This window comes from Streptomyces sp. NPDC003327, assembly GCF_053589515.1.
The window spans coordinates 18623-41628 of record NZ_JBSFSA010000034.1 but is presented as its reverse complement, the minus strand read 5'-3'; the positions used below and the strand labels follow the sequence as shown (position 1 = coordinate 41628).

General features: G+C 74.9%; 20 protein-coding genes. 8 read left to right on the top strand and 12 right to left on the bottom strand.

What is annotated here, in order from left to right; all coding sequences use genetic code 11:
- Window positions 1–19: 19 nt before the first annotated feature.
- From ACWDVG_RS23265 to ACWDVG_RS23255, 3 genes are all read right to left on the bottom strand, one after another.
- Window positions 20–1303 (bottom strand): SAV2148 family HEPN domain-containing protein, encoded by a 1284-nt coding sequence (locus ACWDVG_RS23265; RefSeq protein ID WP_451701368.1) that lies wholly within the window; start codon window positions 1301–1303, stop codon window positions 20–22.
- A 110-nt stretch (window positions 1304–1413) separates the two neighbouring features.
- Window positions 1414–2757 (bottom strand): copper amine oxidase, encoded by a 1344-nt coding sequence (locus ACWDVG_RS23260; protein WP_451701432.1) that lies wholly within the window; start codon window positions 2755–2757, stop codon window positions 1414–1416.
- Window positions 2758–2823: 66 nt separating this feature from the next.
- Window positions 2824–3693: a Tat pathway signal sequence domain protein gene (locus tag ACWDVG_RS23255; protein ID WP_451701366.1), complete on the bottom strand. Its 870-nt coding sequence runs from the start codon at window positions 3691–3693 to the stop codon at window positions 2824–2826.
- Window positions 3694–3831: 138 nt separating this feature from the next.
- On the opposite strand from ACWDVG_RS23255, the gene glgX reads away from it, so the two are divergent.
- Entirely contained in the window at window positions 3832–5955 is a 2124-nt protein-coding gene (glgX, locus tag ACWDVG_RS23250; RefSeq protein WP_451701364.1) for a glycogen debranching protein GlgX, read from the top strand.
- A 173-nt stretch (window positions 5956–6128) separates the two neighbouring features.
- The gene (gene treY, locus ACWDVG_RS23245) at window positions 6129–8486 is read left to right on the top strand and encodes a malto-oligosyltrehalose synthase (protein ID WP_451701362.1); all 2358 of its coding nucleotides are present in this window, start codon (window positions 6129–6131) and stop codon (window positions 8484–8486) included.
- On the opposite strand, the gene ACWDVG_RS23240 is transcribed toward treY, so the two are convergent.
- The 3 genes from ACWDVG_RS23240 to ACWDVG_RS23230 form a co-directional block, all read right to left on the bottom strand.
- Complete coding sequence (locus ACWDVG_RS23240; RefSeq protein WP_451701360.1) at window positions 8475–8972, bottom strand: hypothetical protein; 498 nt, start codon at window positions 8970–8972, stop codon at window positions 8475–8477. The two genes, treY and ACWDVG_RS23240, sit on opposite strands and share 12 nt — an antisense overlap.
- Window positions 8973–9058: 86 nt before the next feature.
- Window positions 9059–10282 carry a cytochrome P450 gene (locus tag ACWDVG_RS23235; protein WP_451701358.1) on the bottom strand — a complete coding sequence of 408 codons (1224 nt, stop codon included), beginning with the start codon at window positions 10280–10282 and terminating at the stop codon, window positions 9059–9061.
- Between the two features lie 148 nt (window positions 10283–10430).
- Window positions 10431–10979 carry an FHA domain-containing protein gene (locus ACWDVG_RS23230; protein ID WP_451701356.1) on the bottom strand — a complete coding sequence of 183 codons (549 nt, stop codon included), beginning with the start codon at window positions 10977–10979 and terminating at the stop codon, window positions 10431–10433.
- Between the two features lie 263 nt (window positions 10980–11242).
- On the opposite strand from ACWDVG_RS23230, the gene ACWDVG_RS23225 reads away from it, so the two are divergent.
- Both ACWDVG_RS23225 and treZ read left to right on the top strand, forming a co-directional pair.
- Window positions 11243–12238, top strand: a complete 996-nt coding sequence (locus ACWDVG_RS23225; RefSeq protein ID WP_451701354.1) for a GNAT family N-acetyltransferase — start codon at window positions 11243–11245, stop codon at window positions 12236–12238.
- A 62-nt stretch (window positions 12239–12300) separates the two neighbouring features.
- A complete protein-coding gene (treZ, locus tag ACWDVG_RS23220) occupies window positions 12301–14052 on the top strand; it encodes a malto-oligosyltrehalose trehalohydrolase (protein ID WP_451701352.1) in 1752 nt (583 codons plus the stop codon).
- 18 nt (window positions 14053–14070) lie between these two features.
- Here treZ and ACWDVG_RS23215 read toward each other — a convergent pair whose 3' ends face one another.
- The 4 genes from ACWDVG_RS23215 to ACWDVG_RS23200 all read right to left on the bottom strand — a co-directional run bounded on the left by ACWDVG_RS23215 (window position 14071) and on the right by ACWDVG_RS23200 (window position 17779).
- Window positions 14071–15237 (bottom strand): aminopeptidase P family protein, encoded by a 1167-nt coding sequence (locus ACWDVG_RS23215; RefSeq protein ID WP_451701350.1) that lies wholly within the window; start codon window positions 15235–15237, stop codon window positions 14071–14073.
- 65 nt (window positions 15238–15302) lie between these two features.
- Window positions 15303–16262 (bottom strand): hypothetical protein, encoded by a 960-nt coding sequence (locus ACWDVG_RS23210; protein ID WP_451701348.1) that lies wholly within the window; start codon window positions 16260–16262, stop codon window positions 15303–15305.
- 49 nt (window positions 16263–16311) lie between these two features.
- On the bottom strand, window positions 16312–17208 hold the full coding sequence (locus tag ACWDVG_RS23205; protein WP_451701346.1) for a LysR family transcriptional regulator: 897 nt from the start codon (window positions 17206–17208) through the stop codon (window positions 16312–16314).
- Window positions 17209–17254: 46 nt separating this feature from the next.
- Window positions 17255–17779 carry a tetratricopeptide repeat protein gene (locus tag ACWDVG_RS23200; protein ID WP_451701343.1) on the bottom strand — a complete coding sequence of 175 codons (525 nt, stop codon included), beginning with the start codon at window positions 17777–17779 and terminating at the stop codon, window positions 17255–17257.
- Between the two features lie 96 nt (window positions 17780–17875).
- On the opposite strand from ACWDVG_RS23200, the gene ACWDVG_RS23195 reads away from it, so the two are divergent.
- On the top strand, window positions 17876–18628 hold the full coding sequence (locus tag ACWDVG_RS23195; RefSeq protein WP_451701341.1) for a CTP synthase C-terminal region-related (seleno)protein: 753 nt from the start codon (window positions 17876–17878) through the stop codon (window positions 18626–18628).
- 28 nt (window positions 18629–18656) lie between these two features.
- Here ACWDVG_RS23195 and ACWDVG_RS23190 read toward each other — a convergent pair whose 3' ends face one another.
- Entirely contained in the window at window positions 18657–19298 is a 642-nt protein-coding gene (locus tag ACWDVG_RS23190) for a nucleoside/nucleotide kinase family protein (RefSeq protein ID WP_451701339.1), read from the bottom strand.
- Window positions 19299–19690: 392 nt separating this feature from the next.
- Between ACWDVG_RS23190 and ACWDVG_RS23185 the strand changes: the two genes are divergently transcribed.
- Entirely contained in the window at window positions 19691–20143 is a 453-nt protein-coding gene (locus tag ACWDVG_RS23185) for a VOC family protein (RefSeq protein WP_451701337.1), read from the top strand.
- 290 nt (window positions 20144–20433) lie between these two features.
- On the top strand, window positions 20434–22452 hold the full coding sequence (fusA, locus tag ACWDVG_RS23180) for an elongation factor G (protein ID WP_451701335.1): 2019 nt from the start codon (window positions 20434–20436) through the stop codon (window positions 22450–22452).
- On the opposite strand, the gene ACWDVG_RS23175 is transcribed toward fusA, so the two are convergent.
- Window positions 22412–22840, bottom strand: a complete 429-nt coding sequence (locus ACWDVG_RS23175; protein WP_451701333.1) for an ATP-binding protein — start codon at window positions 22838–22840, stop codon at window positions 22412–22414. The genes fusA and ACWDVG_RS23175 overlap by 41 nt on opposite strands.
- On the opposite strand from ACWDVG_RS23175, the gene ACWDVG_RS23170 reads away from it, so the two are divergent.
- Complete coding sequence (locus ACWDVG_RS23170; RefSeq protein WP_451701430.1) at window positions 22769–22924, top strand: DUF397 domain-containing protein; 156 nt, start codon at window positions 22769–22771, stop codon at window positions 22922–22924. The genes ACWDVG_RS23175 and ACWDVG_RS23170 overlap by 72 nt on opposite strands.
- The last annotated feature ends 82 nt before the right edge of the window (window positions 22925–23006 follow it).

The window sequence follows — 23006 nt, the reverse complement described above, 5'->3', positions numbered from 1 at the left end:
CGGGCCACTGACAACGGGTTCAGGAGACGGGTCGGGAGTCGAGCCAGACCGACTCGAACTCCTCCCGGTACGTCTCGAAAAGTCCGCTTTCGCCGTGGCTGTCGCGCCGATCGTGGCGGACCACGTTCCGGCCGCCGCCGCGCAGGACGAGGACCGGGGCCTCCATGCCCCGGGCCCGCCGCAGGTAGGACTGGACGACACCGACGCCGTCCGGGCCGTCGCCGTCCACCAGGTAGGCGGTGAAGCGCGGGGTCTCGTCGAAGACGTGGATCTGGAAGGCGCCCGGGTCGCGGAGCTTCGAGCGGACCCGGCGCATGTGCAGGATGTTCATCTCGACCGAGCGGCTGAGTTCGCCCTTCTTCAGGCCGAGTTCCCGCTCGCGCCGCTTGACGGCGCTGCTGGCGGGGTTGAGGAAGAGGAGCCGGGTGCGGCAGCCGGACTCGGCGAGCCGGACCATGCGGCGCCCGGAGAAGTTCTGCACGAGCAGGTTGAGGCCTATGCCCGTGGCGTCGAGGCGGCGGGCTCCGCCGAAGAGGTCCTCCGCGGGCAGCTGCCGCTGGAGCCGCACGCGGTCGGGGTGGACGGAGACGACGTCCGCGTACCGGTCGCCGACGAGGTCCTCGACCGCGTCCACGGGCAGCCGGTCGGCGGAGGGGACGCCGGCGCCGCTGCCGAGGATCTCCAGGAGGCGGGCGGAGGCCCGCTCGGACTGGGCGAGCACGGTCAGCGAGAGGGCGCGGTTGCGGGAGACGACGTTGCGGGTGACCTCCAGCTCGTCGAGGGCCAGTTCGACCTCGCGCCGGTCGTCGAAGTAGGGCTCGAAGCAGGGCCAGTGCTGCACCATCAGCTCGCGCAGCTGCGGCAGGGTGAGGAAGCTCAGCACGTTGTCGTCGGCCGGGTCGAGGAGGTAGCCCTTGCGGCGCGACACCTCGCGGACGGCGGCGGCCCGCTGGACCCATTCCTGGCCCGCCGGACCGGCCGCGGCCACCACCCACTCCTCGCCGTGCACGGGTTCGTACACGGGCCGGAGCACGGCGGCGACCACGGCCCGCAGGCGCTGCTCGACGAGGTTCAGCCAGATGTAGGCCCGTCCGGCGCGCTGGGCGCGGGTGCGGACCTCGCTCCAGGCCTCGGCGTCCCAGTCGAGTTCGGCGCCGATCTCCACGGGCCGGGCGACGGTGACCGCGCCGGGCGCGGCCGTACCCGGGGGCACGGCCGCTCCGGCCGGCGTCTCCGCGGGTTCGGCCGGACCCCCCTCGTGACCCGCGTCCCCTGGGGGCAGCTCCCGACCTCCCGAGCTCACCCGCGCACCGCCTTCTGCTTCTGGACGCTCGTCTCGACCACTCCGACAACGATCAAGGAAGGGTACTCCGCGAGCGGGAGGCGGTGCAGCCGGATCGGCAGGCTGCTCGCTCAACTCCCCAGATCGGGCTGCCCGTTCTGGGAGGCGAGATCGGCCGGAGTGAGCGGATTCATAGCGGTTACGTCCCGGGGCGCGAGCTGGAAGCCCTGCCAGTGGACCGGCATCGGCTGCTGGTCCTCGTCACGGGCGACGTGGTGGAACCCGATGTTGACCCAGACGGACGGTTTGGTCAGAGTCTCCCCGTTGACCCATTTGTCCACGCTGTCACCGGCGTTGGCGCCGCAGTTGCCGATGTTGTTGCTGGCGTACTGCTCGCAGGCGCGGGACTGGGTGAAGTACACGTCGTGCTTGGTGAAGCCGCGTCCCGCGTGGGTGTCGGTGTGGCCGGGCACGATCTCGTACGAGCGGGGGTGCCCGTCGGCGTTCTTGCCGGTGCCGCTGACCACGCGCCACCAGCGCATGTTCTTCGCGTCGCCGGCGAGCTCCTTGGTGACGACCGTGCGCGTGGTCTTGACGGTCGGCCCGCCGCCGGCGGTGGGCGCGGTCACGACGGAGTCGTACTGCTCGACGCGGTCCTTGGTGGAGCCGTCGAGGCCGAAGTCGAGCTTCCAGAAGACGTTGTGCGCGTGGCTGGTGGCGTAGCCGCGGGCGCCCTTGCCGATCGGCCAGCCGCGGCCGTCGGTGGCGTTGTAGTCGACGGGCGAGAGGCTGCCGGTGGCGCCGACGTTGGCGCCGATGGTGCCGTCGGAGGAGAACCGCCACTCGGAGATGTACTCGTACCAGCCGACCTTGTTGACCGTGTAGACGAGCAGGTCCTTGGCCTGCGACTGGTAGACGCCGCTGCCGGAGTCGGCGGCCATGCGGTAGGCGTGGCCGCGCGCCCTGGTCGTGGTGCACAGGCCCTTGACCTGGCCGACCTCGGGCACCTTGACGGTGGTGATGGTGCCGCCGGGGCACTCGGCAGCCTTGAGGTTCTGCAGGCCCCAGCCGAACCCGGCGCCGGTGAGGTCGTCGTACTCGGCGCCCCCGTCGTCGTACGGCACGTGGATCTGGGCGAGCCGGGCGGTGGTGAGGACCCGGATGGGGGCGGCGGCGCCGGGCGGCTGGTAGGTGACCTTGTCGAGGATCAGCCCGGCGTCGGTGCTGTAGCGCCAGCACATGCGCCAGGTGGTGCCGCCGTCGAGCGTCTGGGTGATGCGGTAGGCGGCCGAGCAGTCGGTGGACGGGGCCGGTGCGGCGGGGCGCGCCTGCGTGCCCGTGCCGGGGGGCCGGGGGGCGCCGGTGGAGCCGGTCGCGGGACCGGCCGCCGCGGTGACGGTGGCGGCGCCGAGCAGGGCGGCCGCGGTGAGGGCGGCGCCGCGGGTGCGGGCGCGCCGGGGTCGCAGGTTGGGCATGCGGGACATGCGGACGTACTCCCTCGTACGTGGATGGTGAAAGGGTCCGGTCGGGCGCGGCGGTGGTCAGCCGACGCGGACGACGGCCCTGGTGGAGAGGTCGACGACGATGTCGCGCGTGTCGATCCAGGCGCCGTTGAGGACCTTGGTGACGAGGCGGACGCAGCGGTGCTCGCCGCAGCGGGCGAGCTGGTCCGGCACGTTCCGCTCGCGGTACGGGCGGTAGACGTCGCCGTTGAACCACAGCTGGCCGGTGGAGGTGAGCTCCTTGCCGGTGGCGTCCTTGTAGTCCTCCTTGACGCCCTTGCCGAGCGGGCTCGCGAGGATCAGTTCCAGGGCCTCGCGGAGCTCCTCGGGGTGGGCGGAGGGCTGGACGCCGCGCTGGGAGGTGGTCCGCTCGACCTTGCCGGTGGCGAGGTTGACGGTCCGGGTCAGGAGCGCGTCGGTGCCGTAGTCGTAGAAGCGGACCTCGGCGCGGCGGACGCCGTCCTGGCCGGGCAGCGGGTCGGCGAGTTCGGTGCCGAGGTGCTGCGGTCCCCGGCCGCCGGCCACGTCCTGCTGCGGGGCGGCGGCGGGCGGGGTCAGCGCCAGCGCCTCCGCCCGTGCGAGTTCGTCGTCGGTGAGCGGGTCGGTGCCCACGCCCTTCGTGCCCTCGCGGGCGGGCGGGGCCACGGTCGCGGGCGGGGGCGTGGCGCCCCGCGCCTGTGCCCCGGCACCGGCTCCCGCCGCGGCGCCCGTGCCCGCCCCGGCGCCCGCTTCCCCGTTTCCTCCGCCGGTGGCGGCCCCGGGCGCGGCGCTGCCGGTCCGTCCGGGCGCCCCGTCCACGGCCGAGACGGTCCCCGGCAGGCTGATCGCGACCGCGGCGGCGGTCCCGGTCACCGCCATGGCCGTTCCGGCCACCACCTTCCCCAGGTGGCGGCGCACTATTTCGTACACATTTCCCCCTACATCCCCCGCTGGCGTGCGGTCACCCGGTAGGACGGGGCGAAGTCCTAGGAGGTTGCCCGACTTTCGGGCAGGATCTGGCCGAAGGACATCTACCGAAACCCGGACAGAAGAGGAAGAGTCGAATCCATGCAGGTCTGGCCGGGACAGGCGTACCCCCTGGGCGCCACCTATGACGGAGCGGGCACCAACTTCGCGGTCTTCTCGGAGGCCGCGCACCGCATCGAGCTGTGCCTCCTCCACGACGACGGCTCGGAGACGGCGGTCGAGCTGCGCGAGACCGACGCGTTCGTGCGTCACGCCTATCTGCCCGGCGTGATGCCGGGCCAGCGGTACGGGTTCCGTGTCCACGGCCCGTACGCGCCGGAGCGCGGGCTGCGCTGCAACCCGGCGAAGCTGCTCGTGGACCCCTACGCGCGGGCCATGTCGGGCTCGATCGACTGGGGCGAGGCGGTGTACGGCTATCCGTTCGGGCGGCCGGACGCGCGCAACGACCTGGACTCCGGGCCCCACACCATGGCCTCGGTCGTGGTCAACCCCTACTTCGACTGGGGCGACGACCGGCGCCCCCGCACCGAATACCACCACACGGTGATCTACGAGGCCCACGTGAAGGGCCTGACGATGCTCCACCCGGAGCTGCCGGAGGAGCTGCGCGGGACGTACGCGGGGCTCGCGCACCCGGCGGTGATCGGGCACCTGAAGGAGCTGGGCGTCACGGCGCTGGAACTGATGCCGGTCCACCAGTTCGTGAACGACCACCGGCTCGTCGACGCGGGCCTGTCGAACTACTGGGGCTACAACACCATCGGCTTCTTCGCCCCGCACAACGCCTACGCCTCCTGGGGCGACCGGGGCCAGCAGGTCCTGGAGTTCAAGTCGGCGGTCCGGGCGCTGCACCAGGCGGGGATCGAGGTCATCCTCGACGTCGTCTACAACCACACCGCCGAGGGCAACCACCTGGGGCCGACGCTCTCCTTCCGGGGCCTCGACAACCCCTCGTACTACCGGCTCGGGGACGACCCGCGGTACTACACGGACACCACCGGCACCGGGAACTCGCTGCTCATGCGGTCCCCGCACGTGCTCCAGATGATCATGGACAGCCTGCGGTACTGGGTGACCGAGATGCACGTGGACGGCTTCCGCTTCGACCTGGCGGCCACGCTCGCGCGGCAGTTCCACGAGGTGGACCGGCTGTCGTCCTTCTTCGACCTGGTGCAGCAGGACCCGGTGGTCAGCCAGGTGAAGCTGATCGCCGAGCCCTGGGACGTCGGTGAGGGCGGCTACCAGGTGGGCAACTTCCCGCCGCTGTGGACCGAGTGGAACGGCAAGTACCGGGACTGCGTGCGGGACCTGTGGCGGGGCGAGCCGCGCACGCTCGCCGAGTTCGCCTCCCGGCTGACCGGCTCCTCCGACCTGTACCAGGACGACGGGCGGCGGCCGCTGGCCTCGGTCAACTTCGTGACCTGCCACGACGGGTTCACGCTCCGCGACCTCGTCTCGTACAACGACAAGCACAACGAGGCCAACGGCGAGGGGAACCGGGACGGCGAGAGCTTCAACCGGTCCTGGAACTGCGGCGCCGAGGGCGAGACCGACGACGTCGGCATCACCGAGCTGCGCGCCCGCCAGATGCGCAACTTCCTCGCCACGCTGATGCTCTCGCAGGGCGTCCCGATGCTCAGCCACGGCGACGAGTTCGGGCGGACCCAGGGCGGCAACAACAACGCGTACTGCCAGGACAACGAGGTCTCCTGGGTCCACTGGCCGAAGACGAACAGCGAGAGCGAGGCCGCCACCCTGCTCCGCTTCACCCGGGCGATGGTGCGGCTGCGCCGCGACCACCCGGTCTTCCGGCGGCGCCGCTTCTTCCACGGCCGGCCGGTGGAGGGCACGCACGACGAGCTGACCGACATCGCGTGGTTCACGCCCGAGGGCGAGGAGATGACCGCGCGCGACTGGCAGGCCGCGCACGCGAAGGCGCTGACCGTCTTCCTCAACGGCCAGGCCATTTCGGAGCCGGGCCAGCAGGGCGAGCGGATCGCCGACGACTCGTTCCTGCTGATGTTCAACGCCTCCGCGCAGCAACTGGAGTTCACGGTGCCGGACAGCCACGGCCGATGCTGGCGGACCGTGGTCGACACCTCGGACCCGGAGGGCATGCCGCCCGAGGTCGGGCCGGAGCTTGCGGGCGGCGAACGGGTGACGCTGGCGCCGCTCAGCCTGACGGTGCTGCGCCGGCCCGCCTGAGGGCGGGGACACGCCCGCGTTCGGGTGCCGCCGTCCGGCGGCACCCGAACGGGTGATGTCGGTCCGGCGCGGAGCCCGGCGGCGTACGCCCCGGGAGTGAACCGGGCCCCCGCACGCGATCGGATGCACCGGGCGATGACACAGAAGCCGCGCCACGGGGTACGTACGTTCGCATGACGCCTATCCCGGCCCATTCCGCCCGTCCCGTCCAGCCCACCGCGACCTACCGGCTCCAGCTCCAGCCCTCCTTCCCGTTCGCCGCCGCCGAGCGGGCCGTGCCGCACCTCGCCGGGCTCGGGGTCTCCCATCTGCACCTCTCCCCGATCCTGGAGGCGGTGCCGGGCTCCGCCCACGGCTACGACGTCACCGACCACCGGACCGTACGGGCCGAGCTGGGCGGCGAGGACGGCCTGCGGGCCCTCGCGGCGACCGCCCGCGCGCACGGGCTGGGCCTGGTCGTCGACCTCGTCCCCAATCACATGGCGGCCTCGCCCCGCCACAACCACGCGCTGCGCGCCCTGCTGCGGGACGGGCCCGACTCCCCGTACGCCCGCTGGTTCGACGTCGACCGGTCGGCGGGCGACGGGCGACTGCTGCTGCCGGTGCTCCCGGCCCGGCTGCCGGAGGTGCGGGACCGGCTGCGGGTCGCCGACGGGGCGCTGCACCTGGACGGGCAGGAGTTCCCGCTGCGGCCGGGCACGGAGAGGCTGCCGCTCGACGAGCTGCTCGACGCCCAGTGGTACCGGCTCGCCTGGTGGCGGCTGGCCCGCACCGAGCTGAACTACCGGCGCTTCTTCACCATCTCGGAGCTGATCGGGGTGCGGGTGGAGGACCCCGAGGTCTTCGCGGCCACCCACGGGAAGATCGTGGAGCTGGTGCGGGACGGGGTGATCGAGGGCCTGCGCATCGACCACCCTGACGGGCTCGCCGATCCGCAGGGCTATCTGGAGGACCTGGCGGAGGCCACCGGCGGCCGGTGCTGGACGGTGGTGGAGAAGATCCTCACCGGCGACGAACGGCTCCCCGACGCCTGGCCGGTGGCCGGCACCACCGGGTACGACGCGCTGCGGCGGCTCGACGGCGTCTTCACGGACCCGGCGGGGGCCGAGCGGCTCGACGCGCTGTACCGGGCGTTCACCCGCAGCTCCGCCGACCGGGGCGGCGCGTGGGAGGCGACGGCCCGGCGGGCCGCGTACGAGGTGGTGACGCACGACCTGGCGGCCGAGACCGCCGTGCTCACCCGGCTGGCGGACCGGATCTGCGCCGCCGACCCCGCGCTGCGGGACCACGCCCCGTGGGCGCTGCGCACCGCGATCCGGGAGCTCCTCGTCCGGGTCCCGGTCTACCGCGCCTACCGGACCGGCGGCGAGGAGGTGCTGACCCCGGCGGCCGCGCGCGGCGCGAAGGCCGCGTTCGCGGTGGCGGAGGAGGCCTCGGCGGTCGACACCGTGCGGGGGCTCGCGCTCGGGACCCTGGGTGACGGCCCCGACCACCGGGCGTTCCGGGCGCGGTTCGCGCAGACCTCGTCCGCGCTGCGCGCCAAGTCGGTGGAGGACACCGCCTTCTACCGGTACGCGCCGCTGCTCTCGGCCAACGAGGTGGGCGGCGACCCCGGCCGCCCGGCGGTCTCCCCCGAGGAGTTCCACGCCTACTGCGCGCGGCTCGCGCGCGACTGGCCCGGCACCGGCACGGTCCTGTCCACCCACGACACCAAGCGGAGCGGGGACGTACGGGCCGGGATCGCGGTCCTCGCGCAGTGCCCCGAGGTGTGGGCGGAGCTCCTGGACGAGGTGTCCGGGGTGCCCGCGCCCGACCCCCATCTGGCCTGGACGGCCTGGCAGACGGCCTTCGGCTTCGGCACCCCGGACGCGGAGCGCATCGGGGCCGCCGTGCTGAAGTCCGTACGGGAGGCGGGGCTGCGGACGAGCTGGACCGAGCCGGACCCGGCCTACGAGCGGGCGGTCGCCGAGTTCGTGGCGGCGGGCCCGGGCCGCATCCCGCTGCGGGCGGTCTCGGAGGCGGCCTTCGCGCTGGAGCCGCACGTCCGGGTGCACGCGCTGGGCGCGGCGCTCGTCCAGCTGACGATGCCGGGGGTGCCGGAGCTGTACCAGAACACGGAGCGGGAGTACCGGGCGCTCGTGGACCCGGACAACCGGGAGCCGTTCGCCGTGGGGCCGGACGACGACAAGACCGCCCTGGTCCGCGCGGCGCTGGGGCTGCGGCGCAGCCGCCCCGGAGCCTTCGGGCCGTCCGGGGACTACGTGCCGCTGACGGCGGAAGGTCCGGCAGCCGCTCACTGCCTCGCCTTCGCGCGCTCGGGGGAGGTCGTGACGGCGGTGACCCGGCTGCCGCTGCTCCTCGCGGAGTCGGGCGGCTGGCAGGACACCGAGCTGGTCCTGCCCGAGGGCCGGTGGCTCGATGTCCTGGACGGGGTGCGGGAGTTCACCGGCGGCCCGGCGACGGAGCTCAAGCTCGCGGAGCTCTTCGCCGAGCGGCCGGTGGCGCTCCTCGCCCGCGCGTCAGGAGCGTGAGGCCCGCGAGACCTCGCACTTGGTGTACTCGGAGCCGTCGCCGGAGCCGGTGTACGGGGTGGTCAGCTCGGCGCTCCGGGAAGCGCCGGACGCGACCGCGATGCCGGTCTCGGTCGCGGTCGCGGGGATCGCGGTGCCGCCCGCGTCGCCCAGGAACCGCATCGTGACGCTGTAGTCGTAGTCGAGGGCGCCGTCGTTCTTGACCGTGACCCGGGCGACGAGGTTCTTCGTCGCCGGGTCGTACTTGCACTCGTCGATGGTCACGTCGCGGACGGCCTTGTCGGCGCTGCTGGAGCCGCCGGGCACCGAGCCGCCGGTGCCGCCGGAGGTGCCGTTGTCGTCGCTGTGGTTGCTGCCGCCGCTGGAGCTGCTGCCGGAGCTGCTGCTTCCGCCGCCGCAGCTGCCGCCGCCCGAGCCGCGGGCGCCGGTCAGGGCGACGACCACGATGCCGAAGACAGCAATGGCTCGAACATGACGCTTATTCATGTGTGGATCCCCGTTGAAAGTGGTAGAGCGAATGGCTCGTTTGACGAGCGCACGTCACCCTAGCAGCGGCCGGGGACAGCTCCGGTTCAGCCGCCGTCCGGGCGGACGATCAGGCTCCGTGGGGCACGCGTGATGACGCCCGTCGGCGTGGGCCGGAAACCGTCGGCCAGGCGCAGCTTCGGCATCGCCTCGAAGAGCGCCCGCAGCGCGTACTCCGCCTCGTAGCCGGCGAGGAGCACGGCCGGGCAGAAGCCCTTGCCGTAGGTGAGCTGGTCGGGGTCGTCGCGCAGCGGGTCGAAGCGGTCGGGCTCGCGGAAGCGCTCCGGGTCCCGCCCGGCGGAGCCGATGAGCAGGGCCACCGAGGAACCGGCCGGGATCGTGCCGCCGCCGACCCGCACGTCGGTCGAGGTGCGGCGGACGGCCACCTGGACGGGGGGATCGCGGCGCAGCGACTCGTTCCAGGCGCGGGCGACGAGCGCGGCGGGCGCGTCGCGGAGGGCGGCGACCTGGTCGGGGTCGGCGAGGACGTTGCCGAGGAACGAGGCGAGCGCCTTCTCCCGTACGGCGATCTGGCCGCCGCACTCCCCGGCGAGCGCCCCGGCCGCCCGGCCGCGCACGAGCCGCATCATGTCGCGGTACGGGACGCCGACGGCGGCGGCCACGGTGCCGGCCGGCAGCCAGTGGCAGAAGTCGGCCACCAGGTCGGCCTGGGGGCGTCCGGCGATGCGGCGGGCGAGGACGTGGGCGGTGCGTTCGGCGACGGACCGCAGCTCGCCGAGGTCGACGTCGACGTGCGCGCGGGCGCAGGGCGGGTCGCCCGGCCGGTGGCCGTGGGTGAAGCGGGCGTCGGTGAGGGCGGTGGCCACGTCGGCGTACCGGCTGAGGATCCAGGCGCGCATCAGCGGGTCGTACGTGAGGGGGAACCGCTCGCGCAGGACGCGGTGCACGGTGTGCGGGTCGTGGCTCGCCCCGGGGTCGAGGGGGCTCGGCGCCACGGTCCGGCTCGGTGCCGACGCCGGGGCCGGGGCCGGGTCGGCCGCGGCGGTGGCGCGAAGCCGCCGGGGCAGCGGGGCGACGGGCCGGGCGGCCGGGGTGGTGGCCCGGGGCGTCGCGGTTCCGGGCCCCTTGGCGTGGGGGCCGGCCGGGGGTGGCTCGGGCGCCGGGGTGGAGGTGGGCGCGGCCGGGGGGCGGCCGGCGGGGGTCATGGCGGGCAGGCGCCGCCAGGGGTCACCGCCGTCCTGCGGATCCCGTCCGGGTATCCGCTCCGGCAGGTCGTCGCGTCCTGTCCCGTCGTTCGGCCCGTCGCGCATCGCGCCCCCTGTCGGTCGGCTGTCGATCGGCTGTCGGTGACGCGGCCGACGAGGGCGGCGCGCGCCTCCCCAGCGCATCACCGCCCGGGCCGCGCCGCCCGCCACATACCGCCGAACGGGTGAACCGGGAGAGGGGGAACCGCGCGGGTCAGTCGAGGGAGAGCCGGAAGGACATCTGCCCGAAGCCGACGACGTCCCCGGCCCGCACGACCACGGCGCCCGTGACCCGCCGCCCGTTGACGGTGGTCCCGTTGGTCGACCCCAGGTCGCGCAGCACCCACACGCCGCTCTGCTGGGACAGCTCGGCGTGCAGCCGGGACGCGGTCTCGTGGCTGAGCCGCAGACCGTTCACCGGGTCCCGGCCGATCCGCAGCGGATGCGGCCCGGGGTGCGGCAGCAGCAGCTTGGGCAGCCGCTCGGCGTGCCAGGCCCGCCGCAGCCGCGCCGTGAACGCCGACACCTTCCCGACCGCGCCGACCACCCGCCGGGTCCAGGCGCCCTCGCCGCGCAGGTCGGCGGTGAGCAGCTCCAGCTCGTCCGGCCGCCGGGCGGCGAGCGCGCGCTCCATCCGGAAGAGGAAGGTGTCGTGCGACAGGCGTCCCTGGGCGGCGCCCTCCCTGAGCAACGCGAGGGCGCGGTCCCGCTCGGCGTCGGAGAGCCGAGGGGAGTTCGCCGGAAGCTCGAAAGGGGTCGTCACAGGGGTGATTGTCGGTCCGTCGGGCCCGAGGTGTCCAGAAGTGGCCGAAAGGGCGGACGGACGGCGGCCGGTGCGCGACGGCCGGGCGACCGACTGAGGCGCGGTGCGCCGCGGGTGAGCCGCGGGTGAGCGACCCGGCGGGCCGCGGGCCGACCACCGGCCGGTCCACGGGCCGCGGGGAATTTCCCGCATGCCCGTTCCAAGATCGCTGCTAGGGTCTGGCGTTCGACCGGCCACCGAACGATCCCGGGGGAAACACCCACGTGCCCGACGCCACCGACGCCATCGCCCTCACCGACGCACTCGTCGTACGCCCGCTCGCCGGACCGGAGGAGCTGGACCTCTTCCGCGGCCTCACCTACTCGCTCGACCACGAACTCGCCGACGACCTGGCCACCGGCCGCCGCCTCCCCGAGTGGATGTGGGTGGCCCTGCGGGGCGGCCGGCTGCTCGGCCGGCTCTCCTGGTGGGCCCACACGGCCGGCGCGGAGCCGGGCGCCCTCGACTTCTTCGACCTCGACCCCGCGCTGCCGGAGGACGAGCGCGTCGAGGTCGGGCTGAGGCTCCTGGAGACGGCGACGGCCGCGGTGGTCCCGGCGGGCGCGCGGCGCCCCGAGTTCGGCCGCTTCCTGCCGGCGGACTGGCGCGAGGTCCCGGAGACCCGCGCGCTCCTGGAGTCGCTGTTCACCGTCCTGGAGCGGTCCGGCGCCCGCCCGCTGGTGGAGCGGCTGCGCCTGGAGTGGCGCCCGGGCACACCGGTGGCCGAGCCGACGGACCGGCTGACGTTCCGTCCCGTACGCGACCGGGAGGACCTGGTCGCGCTGATGACGCCCGTCATGGAGGGCACGCTCGACGCGCACGGGCGGGCCGACCTGGCGTCCGGGCTGTCGGCCCGGGAGGCGGCGGAGCTGCACTACGACGAGGAGCTCGGGCACTACGCCTCGCCCCGCGCCTGGTGGCGGGTGGCGGAGCTGCCGGGTACGGGCGAGCCGGTGGGCTTCGTCGTGCCCGCGCGGAACAACTACCACCACACGATCGCGTACGTCGGCGTGCTCCCGGCCCACCGCGGGCACGGCTACATCGACGAGATCCTCGCCGAGGGCACGCGCGTCCTGGCCGCCGAGGACGTGCCCCGCGTCCGCGCGGCGACCGACCTCGGCAACGTCCCGATGGCGGCGGCCTTCGCCCGCGCGGGCTACGTCACCTTCGAGCGCGCGATCAACTACGTGTGGGATGCGCCGGGCGCGTCGCGTTCCTGACTGCCAGGATGGACGCGGAAGTCGTTCGTTGATCCGTACTCCGTCGACGAGGGGACCGATCCGTGCTGTTCGAGGTGTGGGCGCCGCACGCCCGTGACCGGGTGACGCTGGAACTGAACGGCACCGGCCATGCCCTGGACCGGGACGGCGAGCGGGACGGCTGGTGGACGGGCGTGGTGCCCGCCGAGGACGGCGACCGCTACGGCTTCGCCCTCGACGGCGGGCACGTGCTGCCCGACCCGCGCGGCCGCCGGCTCCCCGACGGGCCCGACGGCCTGAGCGCGGTCGTCGACCACTCCGCGTACGTCTGGCGGCACGAGGCACCGCCGCTGCGGCTGCGCGGCGCGGTCCTGTACGAGCTGCACGTCGGCACCTTCACCCCGGAGGGGACGCTCGACGCGGCGGCCGCCCGCCTCGGGGAGCTGGCCGGGCTCGGCATCACCCATGTGGAGCTGATGCCGCTCTGCCCGTTCCCCGGGGTCCACGGCTGGGGGTACGACGGGGTGGCGCCGTGGGCCGTCCACGAGCCGTACGGCGGCCCCGAGGCGCTCAAGCGGTTCGTGGACACGGCGCACGGCCTCGGCCTGGGCGTCGTCCTGGACGTGGTGCACAACCACCTCGGGCCGTCCGGCAACTACCTGCCGGCCTTCGGCCCGTACTTCACGGAGACCCACCACACCCCCTGGGGCGCGGCCGTGAACCTGGACGCGCCGGGCTCGGACGAGGTCAGGGCGTACTTCCTCGGCAGCGCGCTCGCCTGGCTGCGCGACTACCGGATCGACGGGCTGCGGCTCGACGCGGTGCACGCGCTCGCCGACACCCGGGCCCTGTCCTTCCTGGAGGAACTCTCGGCCGGCGTCGACGAGCTGGCGAAGGAGCAGGGCCGCCACCACTTCCTGGTCGCCGAGTCCGACCTGGGCGATCCGCGCACCACCACCCCCCGCGCGCTCGGCGGCCTCGGCCTCCACGCGCAGTGGAACGACGACTTCCACCACGCCCTGCACACCGCGCTGACCGGTGAGGACCAGGGCTACTACGCAGACTTCGCGGTCGCCCCGCTGGCCGCGCTCGCCAAGACGCTCACGCACGTCTTCTTCCACGACGGCACGTACTCGACCTTCCGGGGCCGCTGCCACGGGCGCCCCGTGGACCGCGAGCGGACCCCGGCGCACCGCTTCCTCGGCTACGCCCAGACGCACGACCAGATCGGCAACCGCGCCCTCGGCGACCGGCTCTCCGCCTCCCTCTCCCCCGGCCTGCTGGCCTGCGCTGCGACGCTCGTCCTGACGGGCCCCTCGGTGCCGATGCTCTTCATGGGCGAGGAGTGGGGGGCGGCGACGCCCTGGATGTACTTCACCGACCACACGGACCCGGAGCTCGCGGAGGCCGTACGACAGGGCAGGCGACGGGAGTTCGCCGCCCACGGCTGGGCGGAGGAGGAGGTCCCCGACCCGCAGGAGCCCGCCACCCGGGACCGCTCGGTCCTGGACCGCGCCGAGCGCGAGCGCGACCCGCACAAGCGGCTCCTCGCCTGGCACCGGCAGCTCATCGCCCTGCGCCGCACCCTGCCCGACCTGACGGACCCGGATCTGGGCGCGGTGCGGGTCGCCTTCGACGAGGAGGCCCGCTGGCTGGTCTTCCGCCGCGGTGACCTGCGGGTCGCGGTCAACCTCGGCAAGGGCACGGCGGTGATCCCGCTCGGCTCGAACGGCCGGGACCGGGTGCTCGCCGCCTGGGAGCCGACGGACGCTCCCGGCGAGGACGGGGCGCTCAGGCTGCCGGCCGAGTCGGCGGTCGTCCTCTCCGACGGCTGACGGGCGGAGGGCCCCTCCCTACTCGACGAGCGCCATCTCGTGCGGGGTGGTGTTGAAGCGGTGGCCGCCGCCGTCCTCGGTGGCCGTGACGATGTCCTCGATGCGGACGCCGAAGCGGCCGGGCAGGTAGATCCCCGGCTCGATCGAGAAGCACATGCCGGGGACGATCGGGCGCTCCTCGCCCTCGACCATGTACGGCGGCTCGTGGGTGGTGACGCCGATGCCGTGGCCGGTGCGGTGGATGAAGTACTCGCCGAAGCCGGCGTCCGTGATGACCTTGCGGGCCGCGCGGTCCACCTCCTGGCAGGCCACCCCGGGCCGAACGGCCTCGAAGCCGGCCTGCTGGGCCTCCCGCACGAGGTCGTGGACGCGCCGCTCCTCGTCGGTGGGCTCGCCGACGTGGACGGTACGGGTGGTGTCGGAGCCGTACCCGTGCTTGAGTCCGCCGAAGTCGAGGACGACCATGTCGCCGCGCCCGATGATCCGCTCTCCCGCCTCGTGGTGCGGGTTGGCGCCGTTGGGGCCGGAGCCCACGACGGTGAAGTCGACCTGGGAGTGGCCGAAGCGCAGGAGGAGCGCGGCGAGGTCGGCGGCGACCTCGGTCTCCCGGCGGCCCGCGAACCGGACCGTGAGGATCTCTTCGTACGCCCGGTCGGCGGCGGCCGCGGCGGCGGCGATCCGCGACAGCTCGTGGGCGTCCTTCACGGCCCGGAGCATCGGCAGCGCCTCGGTGAGGGAGACGTACGAGGTACCGGGCAGGACCTGCTGGAGACCGAGGAGGTGCAGGGCCCAGGCGTTGTCGCTGACGCCGAACCTGCCGTCGACGTCGAGGAGCGGGGCGGTCACGGTGTACGGGTCCGTGCCGTCCGTCCAGTCGCGCAGGGTGAGCGCCGCGGCGCCGGGGGCCCGCTCGGCGTCGGGCGCCTCCAGCGTGGGCACGACGAGCACGGGGTCCCGTCCGGCGGCCAGGACGAGGACGGTGAGGCGCTCGGTGATCGCCGTCGGCCGGTAGCCGGTGAGGTGGACGAGGTCGGGGCCGGGCGCGACGAGGACCCCGTCGAGGCCCGCTTCGGCGGCGGACGCGGCGGCCCGCTCCATGCGGGCGCGGTAGTCCGCGGCGGTGAACGGCTCCGGCGTCCCGGGGACGGGTCCGGGCGCCGCTTCGGCGGGCCGGGTGCTGTCCATGGGCGACCTCCTCGGCGTCATCGACGTACAGCATCCTGCCCGGCACGCCCCCGCCCCGCGACCGGTCAGGGACGCCCGGGTCCCTGCGCGATGAGCCGCTCCAGAAGCTCCTGGAACTCCTCGCCGACGACGATCCGCAGGTCGCCGCCCTCCTCGTCGTGCTCGCTCAGCTGGGTGAGGGTGCCGCCGCGCCACCAGAAGACGTACGGGCTGATGGCGCCCGGCGTGTCCTCGTACCCGGAGGCGGCGAAGGAGGCGAGCGCGCCGAGGGCCGGGACGATCGTGGTGTCCCGGATGGGGTGGAAGGCGAGCTGGTGCCGGAACGGCAGGGCGACCAGGGCGCCGTGCTCGCCGAGCGGCACTCCGGTGACGCGGCGGGCCACCCCGTCGAGGTCGAGGACCCGGCTCGCGGTGTAGAAGGAGTCGCCGAGGATGACCTCGAAGGACATGCCGTCGGCGTCCCGTACGGTCTCGTGCTCCTCGACGGGCAGTCCGCGCAGGTTGCGCAGGGCGCGGTCGCGCAGCTGGGCGTGGTCGCCGAGCCGGTCGAGCGCCTCGTCGGTGAGCATCATGACGCTCTCCGGCAGGTCCAGGGCGAGGATCTCGTACAGCCCCGGCCCGACCGCGCGGGCGTAGCGGAAGTCGTCGGGGTCGATGCCCTCGCCGCTGACGACCCGGGGGTAGAGCTGGGCGCGGATCCGGTCGGGCGGCAGGGTGTCGAGCGCCGAAGGGCCGTCCATGGCGCGGACGACGAGGCCGATGTGGCGGTCGATGAGCCGGGGCCAGACGCGCGGGCCCCGGCGGTCCTGGTGGCAGACGGCGGCGAGGTTGCCGAGGCCGAACTGCCGGCCCTTGTCGTCGGTGACGTGATCGGCGTAGACGCTGACCTCGAGACCGAGTTCGGCGAAGGCGGCCCGGACCCGCCCCCGGAAGAGCGCGGCCTCGGCCTGGGAGAAGTACGCGAACTCGGGGTCCCTCGGTGCGTCGTCTCCGTCCCGCCTGGGTCCTCGTCGCAGCCACCCCACGCCCGCCCGCCTTCCGTCGCCGTTGCGCCCAGGGTAGCGACTGCGGGCGTCAGCCCTGGGGGGTGTCCCGGGAGAGCGTGCGGGCGAACTCGGCGACGGGGGAACCGGGTTCGTGCGGCGCGCCCACCGGGAGGAGGAGTTCGGTGCGGTGGACGAGCCGGGGCGCGACCAGCGGGACGGCGCGGGCGCCCGGCACGTCCGCGGCGACCGGCTCCGGGAGCAGGGCGAGGCCGTGACCCGCGGCGGCCAGGGCGGCGAGGGCCCGGGTGTCGGTGCCGTCGTACCGCAGGCCCGTGCGGAAGCCCCGCCCGGCGGGTCCGCCGTGCACGGCCCGCAGCCGGTCGAGCGGGACGCCCGCGGCGGGCGCGTCGAGCCAGCGCGCGTCGACGAGGTCGTCGAGGCGGAGCCCCGGGCGCCCGGCGAGCGGGTGGTCGACGGGGAGCACGACGGCGAGCGGGTCCTCGGCGACGCCGGTCGCGACGAGCGGCGCCACGTCGGGCAGCCGCAGCGGGTCGCTGGGGGCGGCGATCCCGTCGACGAGCCCGGCGTCGGCCTCGCCGGTGGCGACGGCGACGGGCACGCTCCCGGGCGGCAGGGCGCGCAGGGTGACGCCGGTCGCGGGGAGCGCGGCGAGGGTCCGGGCGTGCAGGGCGAGCGGGGAGGCCGCGACGCTCAGGGTCGCGCGGGGCGCGGCCGCGAACCGGTCGAGGTCGGCGCGGGCCGCGTCGAGGCGGAGCAGCAGCGCCTCGGCGTGTTCGAGGAGCCGTTCTCCGGCGGGGGTGGGGGCGACGGGTCTGCGGGTGAGGAGCGGCAGCGCGAGGTCGCTCTCCAGGGCGGCGATGTGCTGGGAGACGGCGGACTGGGTGTAGCCCAGCGCGCGGGCCGCCTCGGAGAAGGAGGCGAGCCGGGCCACGGTGACGTACGTACGGAGGAGGTGCGGGTCCATGGTGGTGGCGGGGGCCGGGCGGTGACGGGGGCCGGGCGGCGCCCGGTCAGGCGCCGTCGGGGGCGGTGAGGAGGGCGCGGGCGTAGTGGGCGAGCGAGCGGTTGTAGCGCGGCAGCAGGGGGGCGAGGGCGCCGAGGGCCAGGGAGGCGGCCTCGCGGTCGCGGCCGGTGTCGGCGAGGGCGAGGGCGAGGAACGCGTCGACGGCCGGGGCGAGGGCGGCCTCGTCGGCGTCGAGCCGGTCGGCGGGGACGGCCCGCTCGGCGGTGAGCAGGTCGACGCTGCGGTCCGGGCGGCCGAGGTTGCGCAGACTGCTGGCGAGCTGGATGACGGCGCGGCGGCGGCGCAGGCCGGTGAGGCCGCGGTCGAGGGCGCGCTGGTAGAGGCGGACGGCCTCGGCGGGCTCTCCGGTGGAGTCGTGGGCGGCGCCCTGCTCGAAGAGGGCGACGGCGTCGTCCTCCGGCAGCTCGGCGGCGAGTGCGGCGATCCGGGCGCGGAAGGCGGCGGGCTCGTGTTCGTCGAGGCGCTCCCAGAGGGCGGCGACGCGCTGGTCCCAGTCGTGAGGGTTCGTCATGCGGCCAGCCTACCCAGGCGTTCATCAGCGTCCCTGATGGACAGTGCAGCAATCATCGTTGGACGTGAACCCGGGCCGCCGCCCAGCATGGTGGCCATGACCACCATGCCCTCCCCGCCCCTTGCGCCGCACGCGCCCCGGATCGCTCTCGTGGGCGACCGTTCGCCGCACGTCCGCTCCCACGTCCGCGTCCCCGTCCTCCTCGACGCGCTCGCCGAGCGGGACGGCCTGGCGCTCGACGCGTACTGGATCCCGACCGGCGACGCGGAGGCGCCCGGCGCGGTGCGGGGCTTCGACGCCGTGTGGGTGCTGCCCGGCAGCCCGTACGCCAGCGAGGCGGGGGCGCTCACCGCGATCCGCACCGCCCGCGAGGACGGCATCCCGTTCCTCGGGACCTGCGGCGGCTTCCAGCACGCGCTTCTGGAGTACGCGCGGAACGTCTGCGGCCTGACCGCGGCCGCCCACGCCGAGAACGACCCGTCGGCCGACGCCGACGACCTGCTGATCGCGCCGCTCGCCTGCTCGCTCGTGGGCCACGAGGGCGTCGTCCGGGTGACCGCGGGCTCGCTCGCCGAGCGGGGCCTCGGCGCGGAGCGGACCACCGAGCGCTACCACTGCACCTACGGACCCGACAGCCGCCACCTGGCCACGCTGCGCGCCCACGGACTGCGGTTCACGGGCACGGACGAGGAGGGCGGGATCCGCGTCGCGGAGCTGCCCGGGCACCCCTTCTTCCTGGCGACCCTCTTCCAGCCGGAGCTCTCGGGCGACGGCAGCCGCCCGCACCCGCTGATCCGTGCCCTCGCGCTGGCGGCGGCCGAGCACGCGGGCGCGCGTACGCCCGCGTAGGCGTCGGCGTCGGCGTCGGCGTCGGCGGTCAGGACATCGGTACGACGAGGTGGGCGCGGTCCCGGCCGCGGGCGACGAGCCGGGCGTTGGGCTCGTCGGACGCGTGGACCCAGCGCTCGGCGTGCGCCCGGTCCTTGCCGAAGCGGACGTGCCGCTCGACGAGCCGGGACACGCGCCGCCGGTCGTCCAGGTCCAGGTACCAGGCCTCGTCGAGCAGCGGCAGGACCCGCGCCCAGGCCCCCTCGTCGTGCAGCAGGTAGTTGCCCTCCGTGACGACGAGCGGCACCTCCGGCGGTACGGGTACGGCTCCGGCGACCGGCTCCTCCAGGCCCCGGTCGAAGGCGGGCGCGTAGACGACGGTGCCGGGCTCGGGGGCGCGCAGGCGTTCCAGGAGCGCCACGTACCCGGCGGCGTCGAAGGTGTCGGGCGCGCCCTTGCGGCCGGCCCTGCCGAGGCGCTCCAGCTCGACCCCGGCCAGGTGGAAGCCGTCCATCGGCACGAGCACGGCGCCGCCGCCGAGCCGCCCGACGAGCCGCTCGGCCAGTGTGGACTTCCCCACTCCGGGCGCCCCGGCGATCCCGAGCACCCGCCTGCGCCCCGGCGCGATCAGCCCTTGCTCCACGAGCCCCTGCGCGCGGGCGACGAGCCGCTCGAAAGCCTGTGCGTCCATGGGGGGCATTCTCGCACCGGGGGGCAGGACTCGGCGGGGCCGGCGGGGCCCGGCGCGGCTTCGGGGGGGCGGCCCCCGGTGCGAGGCCCGGCGCCACCCGGGCGATTCCCGGGCACCACCAGGCCTCCGGCCCAGGGCGAGGCCGAGCACCACCCGAGCGCCACCGGGCTTCCGGCCCCGCCGTCATCCCGCCCTCACCCCGGCGACACCGGGGCGTCACCCGGCCGCCGCGCCGCCCGGGCCGCGCCCGGCCCTCGCCCGGCCCGGCTCCTCCCCTCCCCCGTCCCCCGATCGGACCCCGATCGGACCCTCGACACGGCGAGGGTCAAGGGCCGCTCGACGCGGGTTGACGCGGGTAGATTCCTACCGCTTGCGCGTATTACGTTGGAGTAATGCCGTCCATCGCACTTGTCACCCTCGTCGTCCGTGACTACGACGAAGCCATCGCCTTCTACACCGGCGCCCTCGGATTCGAGCTCGTGGAGGACACCGACCGGGGCGACGGCAGCCGCTGGGTCGTCGTCCGGCCGCGCGGCGCCGCCGGCGTCGGCGGTCTCGGGAACGCGGGCCTGCTGCTCGCCCGCGCCAAGAACGACACGGAGGCCGCCTCGATCGGCAACCAGACGGGCGGCCGCGTGGGCTTCTTCCTCCACACCGACGACTTCGCCCGCGACCACGCCCGGATGACCGCGGCCGACGTCCGCTTCCTGGAGGAGCCGCGCCACGAGCCGTACGGCTCGGTCGCGGTCTTCGAGGACCTGTACGGCAACCGCTGGGACCTGCTCCAGCCCGCCGACGAGTCCGCCGGGGAGTCCACCGGCCGGCCCGTCGACCAGCCCGCGTAATTCACTGTCGCCACCGCGGCGGCGCTCCCTAGACTCGCGGCACGGCGCACCGACCCGGTGGGCCGTGCCGTTCCGTGTCCGACCGAGGGGAGCCGACCGTGCGTCACCAGCGCGCCGCCGTCGTGTCCCTCCCCCGTGCCCGGTACGACGTGATCCTCGCCTCTCCCGCCTGCCGGTGACGGCTGCGCGCCCGTCACCGCAGGCCCGTTGACGCCCCCCTGCTCTCCCACTCCCACGCGTCCGGGAATCGCGCTGCCCTGTGTCCACACAGCAGCGAAAGGCACGACACCGTGCGCACCCACCTCGACACCTTCGGCACCGTCGGCATCCGCAACCTCGGCATCCTGGCCCACGTCGACGCCGGCAAGACCACCGTCACCGAGCGGATCCTGTTCCTGACCGGCGCCACCCACAAGCGGGGCGAGGTCCACGACGGCACCACCGTCACCGACTTCGACCCGCAGGAGCGCGACCGCGGCATCACCATCTTCGCGGCGGCCGTCAGCTGCGACTGGGACGGTCACCGGATCAACCTGATCGACACGCCCGGCCACGTCGACTTCTCCGACGAGGTCGAGCGCTCGCTGCGCGTCCTCGACGGCGCCGTCGCCGTCTTCGACGCCGTCGCGGGCGTCGAGCCGCAGAGCGAGACGGTGTGGCGGCAGGCCGACCGGCACGGCGTCCCGCGCCTCGCGTTCGTCAACAAGATGGACCGGGCGGGCGCCTCGCTGGACGCGACCGTCGAGTCGATCCGTACGCGACTCGGCGCCGTCCCGCTCCCCGTCCAGCTGCCCGTCGGCCGCGAGGACGGCTTCACCGGCGTCGTCGACCTCGTCCGGATGCGGACGTACGTGTGGGCCGAGGGCGGCGGCGCGTACGCCGACGAACCGGTACCCGACGGGCTCCTCGACGAGGCCCGGCGCCGCAGGCGACGCCTGGAGGAGACGGTGGCGGAGCTGCATCCGGGCGCCCTGGACGAGTACTGCGCCCGGGAGCGGCTCACCGAGGAGACCCTCACGGGCGCGCTCCGGGACCTCACCCTCGCGGGCGAGGCCGTGGTCGTGCTCTGCGGCTCGGCGTACCGCGACCGGGGTGTCGAACCGCTCCTCGACGCCGTCGTCGCGTACCTGCCCGCGCCCTCGGACATGGCTCCGGTACGCGGAGAGGTCGCGGCGGACCCGTCGGCGCCGTTCACGGCGCTCGCGTTCAAGGTGAGCGCGACCGCCACCGGCCGCATGACGTACGTCCGCGTCTACGCGGGCACGATGGGGAAGGGGGACACCGTGCTGGACGCCGTCACCGGCCGCACCGAGCGGATCGCCCGCGTCCTGCGGGTGCAGGCGGACCGGACGGCGGAGGTGGAGTCGGCGCGCGCCGGTGACATCGTCGCCGTCGTCGGGCCGAAGGCCGTACGCGCCGGGGCGACCCTGTGCGCCCCGGACGCCCCGGTCGTCCTGGAGCCGCCGACGACCGCCGACCCGGTGGTCTCGGTCGCGGTGGAGGCCCGTCGCGCCACGGACACCGGCCGGCTGGCGACGGCGCTCGCCCGGCTCTCCGAGGAGGACCCGTCGCTGGTCGTGCGGTCCGATCCGGAGACCGGCCAGACGGTGCTGTCGGGGCTCGGTGAACTGCATCTGGAGGTCGCGGTGGAGAAGCTGCGGCGCGACCGGGGCCTGGAGGTCACGGTCGGCCGTCCGCAGGTCGCCTACCGGGAGACGGTGGTGAAGGGCGTCACCGGGCTGCTCCACCGTCATGTGAAACAGGACGGCGGCGCGGGCCAGTTCGCCCACGTCGTCATCGACGTCGAACCGCTCGACGGGGACGAGGAGTTCGCGTTCGCGTCGACGGTCACGGGCGGCCGCGTGCCGCAGGAGTACGTCCGCGCGGTCGAGGCCGGCTGCCGGGACGCCCTCGTCGAGGGCCCCCTCGGGGGCCACCCGGTGACGGGTGTCCGGGTCACGCTCACGGACGGCGCCACGCATCCGAAGGACTCCTCGGAGCCGGCGTTCCGCACGGCGGGCCGCTTCGCCCTCCGCGAGGCGCTCCGCGCGAGCGTGCTGTCCCTCCTGGAGCCGGTGGCCGACGTGACGGTCACCGTCCCCGCCGAGTCGGTCGGCGCGGTCCTCGGTGACCTCGCGGCCCGCCGCGGCCGGGTGACGGACCAGGTGACCCGCTCCGGTACGGCGGTGGTCTCGGCGACGGTCCCGCTGGCCGAACTCTTCGGCTACGCGTCCCGCCTCCGCGGCCGCACCCAGGGCCGGGGCACCTTCACCACCCGCCCGGCGGGGTACGAGGCCCTTCGGGGCTGAGGTCGAGCTCGGCCCGTACGGTCTTCCCGACCGGTACGCGGTCGAGCACGGCCCACCGGGTCGCCAGCGCCCCGACCAGGAGCAGACCCCGGCCGCCCTCGTCGAGCAGCCCCGGCGCGACGGAGGCGGGGCGCCGCTCGCCCCGCGTGTCGGAGACGTCGATCACCAGCCTCAGCCCGGGCGTGTACGCGAGCCCCAGCTCGAAGTCGCGCCCGGGCACCCGGCCGTGGGTGACGGCGTTGGCGGCGAGTTCCGCGACGACGAGCGCGGCGGTGTCGGCGGTCTCGGAGCCGTACGGCAGGCCCCAACGGTCGAGCTGGTGGACAGCTACAGCGGCGGCAGCGGCGACGACTGCGTCGAGGTCGCCTCCTGCCCCTCCACCGTCCACGTCCGCGACTCCAAGAACCCCACCGGTCCCCACTTCACCGTGGCGCCCGCCGCCTGGACGGAGTTCCTCGCCCGTCTGGCCTGAGCCGCCTCTGCGAGGATGCGCGTACCGGCCCTCCATCCGCACACGGCGGGGCCGGTGCCGTACGACGCGAGGAGCGCAGACC